The following is a 13,242-nucleotide window of genomic DNA, read 5'->3' on the forward strand; positions in this document are numbered from 1 at the left end:
GCGGTGGCAGCCTCAAAGATGCCCGACACCACCACAAAAGCGGTCCGCCACAGCGCCGCGTCCACCACCGGCGCAGCCGGTGCCGTGCGCTCACTCATGACAACTCCCCCAGCATTCGATCGATGTCCCTGCCGAGCAGGTCGGACAGCACGTCCAGGACGACCGAGACGGCGATGGCGGCCAGGGAGGTGCCCGGCACCACCACGAAGGCGGCCCGCCACCGGGGCGCCTCCACGGCCGGTGCGGCAGACGCCGTGCGCCCGCTCACGAGATCTCCCCCAGCAGGCGCTCCACGTCCGCGTCGAGCAGGGCGGGCAGTGCGCGCAGGGCTCGGAGCAGGTCGGCGGCGAGGGCGTCGACCTCGCCGGGGTCGAAGATGCCTGCCTGCGGGGCGAGGACCCCGGTCCACCCGGCGCCGGTGGGGACGACGGTGAGGGTGAGCGGGTGGTGGGTGCGCTCGCGGAACCGGGTGCCGGTGACGAGCAGCCCGGGGGCCGGTTCGCGCAGCCGCGCCGGGTCGACCGGGTAGTTCTCGAAGACCACCAGGCTGTCGAAGAGGCGGGCGCGGCCGGTGAGGGCGGTCAGTTCGGCGAGGCCGAGGTGCTGGTGCTCCACCAGCGCCTGCTGCCGGGCCTGGAGGTCGGCCAGTGCCGCCGCGGTGGTGCCGGTGAGGTGGGCGCGCACCGGGACGGTGTTGGCGAGCAGGCCGATGATGTCCTCCACCCCGTCCACCTCGGCCGGTCGGCAGGCGACCATGGTGCCGAAGCTGACGTCGCGGCGGCCCGAGCGGGTGGCGAGGACCGCCGCCCACGCCCCTTGCAGCAGGGTGTTGGCGGTGAGCCCGCGGCCGGTGGCGGCGGTGGACAGCGCGCCGACGACCGGTGCGGGGACGTCGAACAGGACCGGGTCGGCCGGGGCGACGGGGGCGGGTCTGCCGCGCAGGAGGTGGTCGCCCTCGGGCAGGTCGGCCAGTTCGACCTGCCAGGCGCGCAGGTCCACCGCGTGGTCGCGGGCGGCCAGCCACCGGGTGTGCCGGGAGAACGGGACCGGCTCCGGGAGGGCGGTGCCGCTGTAGTGGGCGAACAGCTCGGTGAGGATGCGCGGGGCGGACCAGCCGTCGGAGAGGACGTGGTGGCTGGTCAGCACCAGGTCGGCGCGGCTGTCCCCACGGCGCAGCACGGTGAGCCGCAGGGGCGGCCCGGCGGCGAGGTCGAACGGTTCGGCCAGGTCCTCGGCCAGCGCCGCGTCCACGTCGGCGTCGGTGACGTCGCGGACTCGGAACCCGGGTTCGGGGCGGGTGGGTAGAACCTGCACCGCGTGGGCGGGTGGGAACACCGCGCCCAGGTTGGGGTGCCTGGCGAGCAGTTCCGCGCCCGCGGCCCGCAGGGCGGTCAGGTCCAGGTCGCCGCGCAGGGTGAATGCGGCCTGCGCGGTGTAGGGGTCGCCGTGCGGGGAGCGGGCCTGGTCGAGCATCAGTTCCTGCATCGGCGTCAGCGGGAGGACCTGGCCGTCGGGGAACCCGGCGGTGAGGTGGGTCAGTTCGCGGGTGAAGTGTTCGCCCAGGTCGGTGATCTCGGCCGGGGTGAACAGGGCGGCGGGCCAGGTGAAGCGGACACCAAGCGCTTCGCCGTCGCCGTCGTCGCGGATCAGGGCGTTGACCATGAGCGGGTACGGGAGCGGGAGTTCGTCGCCGCCGGAGCCGAGCGGGTCGGCGCCCGGCGGGGGCTGCCAGGCGGTTTCCCCCGTCGGTGCGGCGGGGAAGCGGCCCAGGTGGTTCCAGCTCACGTCGGGGTGGCGGACCAGGTCGCCGCCGAGGATGCCGTACCCGAGGCCGTCGCCCGCGGCGCGCAGGTGGTCGCGCACCGCGCGCAGGGCGGGCGCGGTGCCCGGGGGCGGGGTGATGCGGGCGGGGTGCACGGCGGTGAACCAGCCGACGGTCTGCGCCAGGTCGACGGGGCCGGAGAAGTCGGGGCGGTGCGCGGGGCGGCCGTGGCCCTCCAGGGCGACCAGCAGGTCCGGGGTGGTGCCGCGCCAGACGGCGACAGCCCTGGCCAGCGCGGTGAGCAGCACCGCGTCCGGGGTGGTGCGGTAGGCGGCGGGCAGGGTGGCGGTCGCGGCACGGGTGGTGTCGGGGTCGATGCGGACCTGGTGGTGCACGGCGGTGGCGGCGGTGTCGCGGACCGGGTCGAGCACGGTTCCCGAGAGCGGGGCGGGCGGGGCGGCTGCGACGCGGCGCCAGTGCTCCCGCTCGACCTCCCGGGCCGGTGCGGCGGCGCGCAGGGCCTCCGCCCAGGCCAGCAGGGGCAGGCCGGAGCGGGGCAGGTCGGCGCCGGAGTGGGCGTGGGCGAGGTCGTCGAGCAGCACCCGCCAGGACACGGCGTCGACCACCAGGTGGTGCGCCACCAGGACGAGCCTGCCCAGGGCGGGACCGGCGTCGATCCACACCGCGCGCAGCAGCGGCCCGGTGCGCGGGTCCATGGCGGCGCGCAGGCGGGTGATGTGCGTCTCCGCCTGCGCGCCCGGATCTGCGGCGGCGGGGACGGCGGCGAGGACGTCGGCGGCGGTCACCGCGCCCGCCTCGGGGATGCGCAGCACCGGGCCGTCGTCGGTGTCGGCGAGGTGGCCGCGCAGCGCGTCGTGGCGGGCCAGGACCGCGTCGAGCACCGCGCGCCAGGTGGTTTCGTCGCCCGGGGGGACGCACACCTGCACCCACTGGCAGAAGGAGTCCGCCCGGCCACGGCTCACCAGGTCCCGCATGACGGGTGTCAGCGGCGCGTCACCCACCGCCGGTACGTCCTCTGTGGACTCATCGGTTCCGCAGCGGGCGGCGATCCCGGCGATGGTGCCGCCCTCGAACACGTCGCGGGCGGTCAGGGTGAGCCCGGCGCGGCGGGCTCGGGACACCACCCGCAGCGAGACGATGCTGTCGCCGCCGACGTCGAGGAACGAGTCGTCCAGGCGCACGTCGCCCAGCACCTCGCGGAACACCGCCAGCAGCGCGGCCTCGGTCGGGGTGGTCGGCGCCCGGTCCTCGGCGGCGGTGTGCGCGGCGGGGGCGGGCAGGGCGTCGCGGTCGAGCTTGCCGGTGGGGCCGAGCGGCAGCCGGTCCAGGAGGACAAAAGCGGTGGGCACCATGTGGTCGGGCAGGTCGGCGCCCAGGTGCGCGCGCAGCGACGCCGGATCGGGGTCGGCGCCGTCGGTGGGCACGACGTACCCGACGAGCCGGTCCCCGCGCACCAGCACGGCGCAGGCGCGCACCCCGGGGTGGCGGCTCAGGACGGTCTCGACCTCGGACAGCTCGATGCGGAACCCGCGCAGCTTGACCTGGTGGTCGGCGCGGCCGAGGAACACCAGTTGCCCGTCGGGGCGCCAGCGCACCAGGTCGCCGGTGCGGTACATCCGCTCCCCCGGCGGGCCGTAAGGGTCGGCGACGAACCGCTCTGCGGTGAGCGCGGCGCGGTTGACGTACCCCTGGGCGAGCTTGGGTCCCGCCAGGTACAGCTCACCGGTCACCCCGACGCCCACCGGGAGCAGGCCCGCGTCCAGGACGTGGGCGCGCACGTGCGGGTCGGGGCGGCCGATGGGCAGCGGGCCGGGGTCGTCGGGCCGGTAGGTCCAGGTAACGGAGTTGATGGTCACCTCGGTGGGGCCGTAGGCGTTGAACAGCGCCCGGCGGTCACCCCAGCGGCGGGCCAGCTCGGGGTCGAGGCGTTCGGCGCCGACGACGAAGAACAGGTCGCGGTCCACCTCGCGGTCGTCCGGCATGGCGGCCAGGAACGACGGCAGCAGGTTCACCCCGGTCACTCGGTGTTCGGTGATGTAGTCCAGCAGCTCGTCGCCGGGCACGCGCACCTCCTCCGGGGCGATGACCGAGGCGCCGCCGGAGAGCAGCGGCAGCATGAACTGCCAGAACGCCACGTCGAAGCCGATCGAGGCGAAGTGCAGGTAGCGCTCGCGCTCGCCGATGCCGACCACGTCCTCCTGGAGGGTGACCAGGCTGGGCAGGCCCCGGTGCGCCACGGCGACGCCCTTGGGCCTGCCGGTGGTGCCGGAGGTGTAGATGACGTAGGCGATCGAGTCGTCGCTGATCCCCTGCCGCGCCTCGATCGGGTCTTCGTCCCAAGTGGATGGTCCAGCCACGGCGGTGGGGTCGAGGACCGGGATATCGACGGCCAAGGCGAGGGAGTCCGGGGTGGCCACCACGGCGGCGGGCGCGATGTCGGCGAGCATGTAGGCCAGCCGGTCGGCCGGGTAGGTCGGGTCCATCGGGACGTGCACCGCCCCGGCCTTGAACACGCCGAACAGGGCCACGACCAGCTCCACGTCCCGGCCGAGCAGGACGGCCACCGGGTCCTGCGGGCGCACCCCGCGCTCGCGCAGGGCGTGGGCGAGGCGGTTGGCCCGGCGGTCGAGTTCGGCGTAGGACAGGGTGCGGTCGCGGCAGACCACGGCGTCGGCGTCCGGGGTTTCGCGCACCCACCGGCCGAACTCCTCCAGGCAGCCGCCCACGGGCCTGCTCGGCTCGGCGCCCTCGCCCAGCGCCAGCAGCGCGTGGTGCTCGGCCGGGTCGAGGGCGCGCAGCCGGGCCACCGGGCGGTCCGGGTCGGTGACGATCTCCTCCAGCAGGGTGCGCAGCCAGCGGCCGTAGCCCCGCACGGTGTCCTCGTCGAAGGCCTGCGGTTGATAGCCCAAGCCCACCACGATCTCTTCGCCGGGGATGACGATGACGGTCAGCGGGTAGTGCGTGGCGTCGGTGATGTCCACGCCGACCAGGTCCAGGCCGGGGGCCAGGGTGGTGCGGTCGCGGCTGGAGAGCGGGAAGTTCTCCATCACCAGCATGGTGTCGAACAGCTCGCCGAGACCGGCGGCGCGCTGCACGTCCGGCAGCCCGACGTGGTGGTGCTCGGCGAGGGCAACGCTGTCGGTGTGCACCCGGTCGAGCAGGGCGGCGGCGGTTTCGGCGAGATCGGTGCGGACCCGTACGGGAATGGTGTTGCCCAGTTGGCCGATGACCCGTTCGACGCCGTCGAGTTCGGCGGGCCTGCCGGAGACCGGGCAGCCGAACACCACGTCGCGGCGGCCGGTGAGCCTGCCGAGCAACACCCCCCACGCGGCTTGGAAAACTGTGGTGGCGGTGACGCCGCGACCACGGGCGAAGCCGCGGAGCCGGTCGCTGAAGTCGCGGCCCAGGTTGACCGTCACGCGTTCCGGTCGGGCCACTGTGGACACCGCGGCGGCGGGGGCCAGGTGGGTTCCGCCGTCGAGCCCGGCCAGGGCGGTGCGCCAGGCGTCGAGCCCGGCGGCGTGGTCGCGGCCCGCCAGCAGGCGGTGGTGGTCGGTCAGGGCGGGGGCGGTCGGCGCGGGTGGGCCGCCGCCGAGTTCGGCGTAGGTGGCCAGCAGGGTGCGCCCGACCAGGGGCATGGACCAGCCGTCGAGCAGCGCGTGGTGGTTGGTGATGACCAAGCGGTGCTCGTCGGGGCCGAGGGTGCACAGCAGGAAGCGCACCAGCGGCGGGGTCGCGGGGTCGAAGGGGCGGTCCAGGTCGGCGCGGCAGTGCTCGGCCAGCAGGCGGTCGCGGTCGTCTGCGGTGTGCCCGGACAGGTCGGCGTGGCGCCAGTCGAGGGTGGTCCCGGCCGGGATGACCTGGACGACCTCGCCGGTGGCGGTGGTGTGCAGGTGGACGCGCAGCGCGGGGTGCCTGCGCAGCAGTTCCCCGGTTGCCGCGCGCATCCGGTCGGGGTCGAGGGCACCGCGCAGCAGGGTCATCGCCTGCACCACGTAGACGTCGGTGTCCTGGTCCGCGCGCAGGAGGGTGTGGAATGACAGGCCCACCTGCAACGGGGTGGCGGGCAGGACGTCGAGCACCCGACCGCGCCGCTCCAGGGCGTCGATGGTGTCCTGGTCGAGGTCGACCAGCGGCAGGTCGGACGGGGTGAGGCCGCCGCCGTCGGGTCCGATGCGGTCGGCGTGCGCGGCGAGGGCGGCCAGCGCGGTATCCCACGCCCGCCGCAACCCAGCCAGTTCCGCCGGGGTGAGCACCAACCCGGCGGCGGTCCACTCGACGGCGATGCGGGGGGTGGTGTCCTCGCGGACGAAGCAGTTGAGCGCGAGGACCTGTTCCAGCGCCTTCGCCGGGGGTTCGACGACGGCGAACGGGTCGTCCTCGGGCAGCCGCCACCCGGGCAGCGGGGCGAAGCGGCCCAGGTAGTTGAGCAGGACGTCCGGCGGCGGGGTGGCGAACCCGGCGCGGGTCTCCGGGTCGAGGTGGCGCAGCACGCCGTACCCGGTGCCGCTGTCTGGGACGGCGCGCTTGGCCTCCTTGACCGCGCGCACCAACCGGCCGGTGGCGTCGCCGCCCGCGAGCGCGTCGGCCAGGTCGGCGTCGGCGCGGACGGCGTCGGCGGGGAGGCGCAGGGGGTGTTCGGCGGTGAACCAGCCGACGGTGCGGGACAGGTCGAGCCCGGCCTGGTCGCGGCCGTGGCCCTCCACGGTGACGGTGACCGCGTCGCGCTGCTCGTCGCGCCAGAGCCGCAGGGCCAGGACCAGCGCGGCCAGCAGCACCTCATCGGCGCCCGCGCGGTAGGCCGTGGGCAGGGAGGTGAGCACGGCGGTGCTGGCCTCGGGTGAGGCGAGCGTGGTGCTGCGGTGGGCGGTGGCGGTGGTGTCGAGGGCCTGGTCCAGCGGGCGGGCGCCCAGGCGGAAGTCGTCGCGGGCGGGCCGCCAGTGTTCGACCTCGGTGCGGCGGGCGCCGGTGGCGCCCTGCTCGGCGAGCCGGTGGGCGTGGCGGCGCCACGAGGTGCCGACCGGGGCCGGGGACCCGCCGGTGCACGCGGCACGCAGGTCGGGCAGCAGCACGCGCCAGGACACGCCGTCCACGGCGAGGTGGTGGACGACGACCACCAGCCGGTCCGGGTCGCGCAGCAGGACGACCCGCACCAGGTCACCGGAGACCGGGTCGAGGGACGCGGCTGCCGCGCGAGCAACCTCGGCTGCACTGTCCACGGTGGACTCGCTGACAACGCGGTCGGCGAGCACCGACCCGCGCGGCGCCACGACCAGCTCACCCTCGGGCGACACCCGCAGGCGCAGGGCGTCGTGGTGGTCGAGGAGCACGCCGACACCGTGGACGAGGCGGTCCAGGGGCAGGGGGCCGTCGAGGTCGACCACCGTCCACTGGGCGTACCCGGCGATGGCGGTCAGGTCGGGGTTCCCGTCGAGCAGGGCGCGCACGATGGGCGGCGCGGGCACCGACCCGGTCGGGTCGTCGGCCTCGGCGGGGTCCGCAGGCTCGGCAGCGCGCAGGTCGCGCCCGGCGGCGGCCAGGGCGGCGAAGCTGCCACGGGCGAGCAGGTCGCGGGGGCGCAGGTCCAGGCCGTGGGCGCGCAACCGACTGCTGACGCTGATGGCGGTGATGCTGTCGCCGCCGAGGGCGAAGAAGTCGTCGTCCGGGCCGACCCGGTCGACCCCCATCACCTCGGCGACGGTCGCGCACAGCAGCCGCTCCCGCTCGGTGCCCGGGGCGCGGCCCGCGCCCGAGGTCCGGGGCGCGGGCAGGGCGGCGCGGTCGAGCTTGCCGTTGGTGGTCACCGGCAGCGCGTCCAGCACCACGACCGCCGAGGGCACCAGGTGGTCGGGGACGCGGTCGGCCAGCGCCGCGCGCACCCCGTCCGGGCTGGGGGTGGCACCCGCGGCGGGCACGACGTAACCGACGAGCCGGGCGGTGCCGGTGTCGGTGCGGACGGCGGCGGCAGCGGCGCCGACCCCGGGCAGCGCGCCCAGGGCGGCCTCGACCTCGCCGAGTTCCACCCGGTGGCCGCGGACCTTGACCTGCCCGTCACGGCGGCCCAGGTATTCCAGCCCCCGACCGGGCACCCAGCGGGCCAGGTCGCCGGTGCGGTACATCCGGTCGCCGGGGTCGCCGAACGGGTCGGCGAGGAACCGCTCCGCGGTGGCCCCCGGTCGGCCGAGGTAGCCACGGGCCAGGTGCGGTCCCGCCAGGTACAGCTCACCGGGGCTGTCGGGCTGGACCGGGCGCAGCGCGTTGTCCAGCAGGTAGGCGCGCGTTCCGGGGACCGGGAAGCCGATCGTGGGGGCACCGCCGTCGATCCGGGCGCCCACGCTGTCCACAGTGGCCTCGGTGGGGCCGTAGAGGTTGCGGGCGGGAACCCCGGATTCGGCCACCCGGCGCCAGAGCGCGGGCGGGGCGGCCTCGCCGCCGAGGATGAGCAGGGTCGGGCGGTGCGCGCCGTCGAGCAGGCCCGCCTCGACCAGGGGCGCGGCCATCGACGGGGTGGTGTCGACGACATCGATGCGGTCGCGGGTGAACGCGGTCAGCAGGGCTTCCGCGTCGCGGGCGAGGTCGGCCGGGTAGAGGTTCAGTTCGTGCCCGCACAGCAGCCACAGCAGTTGGTCGAGCGCGGAGTCGAAGGCGAAGGAGTAGGTGTGCGCGGCCCGCAGCCGCCTTCCCGCGCTGCGCTCGGCCTCCGCGACGGTGGTCGAGCGGTGGTGGTGCACCAGCGACGCGAGGCCGCCGACGCGCCCCAGCACGCCCTTGGGAGTTCCGGTGGACCCGGAGGTGAAGATGACGTACGCGAGGTGGTCGGGGTGCCGGGGCGCCGACAGTTCCTCAGTGGACAGTGGGGAGTCGGGCAAGCCCGCCAGTTCCGCGCGGACCTCCGGTGCGTCCAGCAGCAGGTGCGGCACCCCGGCGGGCACGGCGTCGGCGGTGGCCGCCTCGGCGAGCGCGAGCACCGCCCCGGCCTCGGTGGTCGTGGCGCGCAGCCGCTCGGCGGGGTGCTCGGCGTCCAGCGGCAGGAAGGCGGCCCCCGCGTCGAGGACCGCCAGCAGCGCCACGACCAGGTCGACCGAGCGGGTCAGCGGCAGCGCCACCACGTCGTCGGCGCCGACGCCACGCGTCCGCAGCAGCCGCGCCAGGCGGTGCACCCGGGCTACGAGTTCGGCCGTAGCCAGCCGCTCCGCCCCGCACACCAGCGCGGTCTCCCCGCCCCGGTCGGTCAGACCGGCCAGCAGGGCGGGCACGTCGAGCGGGGTACCGGGCGCGGGCGCGGTGCGCCACTCCGCCAGCAGGTGCGCGCGGTCCTCGGGGGCGACCAGGTCCACCCGGCCGACGGCGGGGGCTGCCGGGTCGGTCAGCGCGGTGATCAGCGCGCGCAGGGCGTCGAGCCTGCGGTCGACCCCGGCCTGGTCGTGGGTGCGGGCGTCGACCTCGAAGCCGAGCAGCAGCCCGCCGTCCCCGGTCGGCAGCACGCTCAGCCCCATGTCCTCCGGCGGGCCGCCCGCGACGTTGCGCATGACCCCGGTGGCCCCGGCGAAGTCCAGGGCGAGGTCGAACGCCTTGAGGTTCACCCCGCGCCCGTGCAGCAGCGCCCCCGCCCCGGCGACGGCCAGGTCCCTGGGCAGGTCCTCGCCCCGGTAGCGCTGGTGCGCGCGCATCTCCCGCATCGCCGCCGCCACCCGCGCGGTCAGCTCGGGCAGCCCGTCGCCGCCGGACACCGCGACCCGCAGCGGCAGCACGTTGACCGCCATGGCCGGGGTGCGCAGCGCCGACCCGACCCGGCACATCAGCGGCAGCGCGAACACCACGTCGGCCTGCCCCAGCACCCGGTGCAGGAACGCCGCGTAGCAGGCGATCAGCGCCTCCCCCCAGGTCGCGCCGACCCCCTCCGCGACCGCCTTCAACCGGGCCAGGTCCGCCGCGTCCAGCACCGCGCGGGCGGTGACGGTGCGCTCGGGCAGGCCGGTCGCCCCGGTGCCGTCGTCGAGGTCGGGCAGCGGGGTGAACCGCTCCCGCCAGTAGGCCCGGTCCCGCTCGGCGCGGGCACTGCCCCGGTAGGCCAGGTCGGCGGCGACCACGTCGGCGAACCGGCCGAAGGTCGGGGGCGGCGGCTGCTCGCCGCGCACCAGGGCGGTGTAGTGCGCGGCGGCGCGGCGGGCCAGCATCGCCGCGGTGTAGCCGTCGAACACCAGGTGGTGCCCGAGCTGGGTGAACCACACCTCCCGGTCGGTCAGGCGCAGCACGGTGTGGGAGAACAGCGGGCGGTCCACCATCCCCCGGCACGCCTTGGCCACCCGGTCGCGCTCGGCGGCGACCAGGGCGTGCGCGGCGGCCACCGGGTCGGCCTCGGCGCGCAGGTCGATGACCTCCGGCAGCGGCACCGGGTCGGCGGAGACCACCTGGCGCGGGCCGTCCGGGGTGTCGGACACGCGCAGCCGCAGGCTGTCGGCCTCCTCGGTGGTGGCGCGGATCGCCGCGCGCAGCGCCGCCACGTCCACCGGCTCGGCCCCGCTGATCTCCAGCACGTCGCCGACGACGTAGTACGGCGAGTCCGGCTCCAGCCGCTGCGCGTCCCAGATGCCCCGCTGGGCGCCGGTCAGCTCCAGGGCGGCCCCGGGCAGGTCGGGGTCCACCGTGGACGTGGTGTCGGCGTGGGCTGTGCTCAACGCGTGCTCCTGGGATCGGGAGGTCAGAAGGAGGGGACGACCATCGGGGTGCCGGTCACCGGGTCGGGCACGACGACGCACGGCAGGTCGAAGACCTTGTCGACCAGCGCGGCGTCGACGACCCGCGACGGCGGCCCCTCGGCGACCACCCGCCCGTCGCGCAGGGCGACGAGGTGGTCGGCGTAGCGGCAGGCCTGGTTGATGTCGTGCAGCACCGCGATCACGGTGCGGCCCGCGTCGCGCAGCCGGGACAGCAGCTCCAGCAACTGGTACTGGTGGGTGATGTCGAGGAACGACGTCGGTTCGTCGAGCAGCAGGTACGGGGTGCGCTGCGCCAGCACCAGCGCCACCCACACCCGTTGCCGCTGACCGCCCGACAGCTCGTGCACCGGCCGGTCGGCCAGGTCGGTGACCCCGGCGGCCTCCATCGCTTCGGTGACGGCCTCCTCGTCGGCGACCGACCAGGTGGACAGTAGGCTCTGGTGCGGGAAGCGGCCCCGGGCGACGAGCTGGCGCACCCGGACGTCCTCCGGGGCGACGGGCTCCTGCGGCAGGAAACCCAGTGCCCGCGCCAGTTCCTTGCCCGGGTACTCCCCCACCGCGCGCCCGTCGAACAGGGCGGCGCCCCCGGTGGGGCGCAGCAGCCGCACGAACGCGCGCAGCAGCGTGGACTTGCCGCAGGCGTTGGGGCCGACGACGGCGGTGAACGCGCCGTCGGGCACGTCCAGCGTCAGCCGGGTGGAGACCACCCGGTCGCCGTAGCGCAGGGTCAGGTCCCGCGCGGTCAAGCGGGCGGTCACGTCCGCCGCACCTCCTTGGTGAGCAGCCAGATCAGGTAGCAGCCGCCGATGGCGGTGCTGACCACGCCGACCGGCAGGGCGACGGGGGCGAGCAGCGCCTGCGCGAGCAGGTCACCGCCCTGGAGCAGGGCCGCGCCGGTCAGCGCGGCGGGCAGCAGCGGCACACCGGGGGCACCGGCCAGCCGCCTGCCGATCTGCGGGGCGGCCAGCGCCACGAACGCGATCGGACCGGCCACGGCGGTGACGGTGGCGGTGCAGCCGACGCCGATCAGCACCAGGTGCAGCCGCAGCCGCTCCAGGCCGACGCCGGTGGTGACGGCGACCTCGCCGCCCAGGCCGGACTGGTGGGTGGCCTGCGACCGCAGCGCCAGCAGCACCAGCAGTACGGCCAGCACGGCGAACGGGATCGCCAGGTCGTCCCAGCCGACGCCGTTGAGCGAGCCCGCGCTCCAGGAGCCCGCGGCGATGGCGACCTCCAGTTCGGCGCGCAGCACGATCCAGGAGTTGACCGCGGTCAGCATGGCGTTGACCGCGATGCCGATCACGACCAGCCGCAGCCCGGACAGCCCGCCCTTGCGCGAGAGCAGGTACACCGCCGTCGCGGTCGCCACGCCGCCCAGAACCGATCCGGTGGTGAGCTGCGCGGAGGTCCCGGACGCGACGGTGAGCGCGATCAGCGCCCCGGTGTAGGCGCCCGAGTCCAGCCCGATCACGTCCGGGCTGCCCAGCGGGTTTCGGGTGATGCCCTGGAAGATCGCCCCGGCCACGCCGAGCGCGGCCCCGAAGACCACCCCGGAGAGCACCCTGGGCAGCCGCCAGTCGCGGATGACGACGCTGGAACCGCCGCTGGAGCCCGAGAGCGCGGCGAAGACCTTGGCCGGACTGGCCCAGACCGCGCCGTAGCAGAGGCCGAGCAGCCCCAGCCCCAGGATGACGAGGACCGCCGCGGCGGTGAAGACGAGGGTGCGGCGCTCGACCCGGAAGGACACCGGGCCGCGACGCAGGACGACGGCGCTCACAGCGGCGCCGCCCCGTAGCGGCGGACCGCCCAGATGAGCACCGGCCCGCCGAGGAACGCGGTCACGATCGCGACCGGCACCTCCCCGACCGGCAGCAGCACCCGCGCCCCCATGTCGGACACCAGCAGCAGGACCGGGCCGAGGACGGCGGCGAAGGCGACCAGCCAGGGCACCGAACCGCCCGCCACCCGCCGGGCCAGGTGCGGCACGATCAGCCCGACGAACAGGATCGGCCCGGCCACGGCGGTCGCCGCCCCGGCCAGCACGGTGATCAGCACCAGCGCCCCGGCGCGCACCCCGGCCACGTTCACCCCCAGGGTGTGCGCGACCGCCTCGCCGAGCGCCACGGCGTTGAGCTGCCTGCTCAGCAGCAGCGCGCCGAGCAGGGCGGCGGCGATGGCCAGCAGGGGCAGCAGCGTCGGCGCCTGCTCCCGCCCGGCCAGCGACCCGACCACCCAGAACCGGTACTCGTCGAACACCTCGGGCAGCAGCAGCCGCAGCCCGAGCGACACCCCGGACAGCACCGAGCTCAGCGCGACCCCGGCGAGCACCAGCCGCAGCGGCGAGCGGTGGCCCACCGCGTACACCAGCGCCATCGCCAGCACCGACCCGACCACGGCCAGCACCAGTTGCCCGGTCGCGGCGGTGGTGGCGCCCAGCGCGGAGCCGATGGTGATGGCGAACCCGGCGCCGGTGCTCACCCCGAGGATTCCCGGTTCCGCCAGCGGGTTGCGCGAGAGCACCTGCACCAGCACCCCGGCCACGCCCAGCGCCGCGCCCGCGGCGGCGGCCAGCAGCGCCCGGGGCGCGCGGATGTCGCGCACCACCAGGTCGTCGCTGGAGCCGGTGGGCTCGAACACTGCCCGCAGCACCCCGGCGGGGGCGATGGTGTGCGCGCCGACGGCGAGGCTGAGCACCGCCACCGCGGCGAGCACGGCCAGCGCGAGGAGCAGCCACACCCC

The 13,242-nt window shown here is 75.9% G+C and carries 5 protein-coding genes; all 5 read right to left on the reverse strand.

Annotated elements, in window-relative coordinates; translation table 11 throughout:
* Positions 1-94: 94 nt before the first annotated feature.
* Genes UO65_RS36555 through UO65_RS03840 form a run of 5 tightly spaced genes read right to left on the reverse strand, consistent with a single transcriptional unit; the run spans position 95 to position 13,239 of the window.
* The gene (locus UO65_RS36555; protein WP_161784426.1) at positions 95-268 is read right to left on the reverse strand and encodes a hypothetical protein; all 174 of its coding nucleotides are present in this window, start codon (positions 266-268) and stop codon (positions 95-97) included.
* The gene (locus UO65_RS03825) at positions 265-10,461 is read right to left on the reverse strand and encodes a non-ribosomal peptide synthetase (protein WP_035278775.1); all 10,197 of its coding nucleotides are present in this window, start codon (positions 10,459-10,461) and stop codon (positions 265-267) included. The genes UO65_RS36555 and UO65_RS03825 overlap by 4 nt, the downstream gene beginning before the upstream one ends.
* Positions 10,462-10,484: 23 nt before the next feature.
* Complete coding sequence (locus UO65_RS03830) at positions 10,485-11,261, reverse strand: ABC transporter ATP-binding protein (protein WP_035278776.1); 777 nt, start codon at positions 11,259-11,261, stop codon at positions 10,485-10,487.
* Entirely contained in the window at positions 11,258-12,280 is a 1,023-nt protein-coding gene (locus UO65_RS03835) for a FecCD family ABC transporter permease (protein WP_052020643.1), read from the reverse strand. Before UO65_RS03835 ends, UO65_RS03830 begins: the two co-directional genes overlap by 4 nt.
* Positions 12,277-13,239, reverse strand: a complete 963-nt coding sequence (locus tag UO65_RS03840; protein ID WP_035278777.1) for a FecCD family ABC transporter permease — start codon at positions 13,237-13,239, stop codon at positions 12,277-12,279. The genes UO65_RS03835 and UO65_RS03840 overlap by 4 nt, the downstream gene beginning before the upstream one ends.
* Positions 13,240-13,242: the final 3 nt, after the last annotated feature.

It is taken from the genome of Actinokineospora spheciospongiae, from assembly GCF_000564855.1.
Classification (GTDB): Bacteria; Actinomycetota; Actinomycetes; order Mycobacteriales; family Pseudonocardiaceae; genus Actinokineospora; species Actinokineospora spheciospongiae.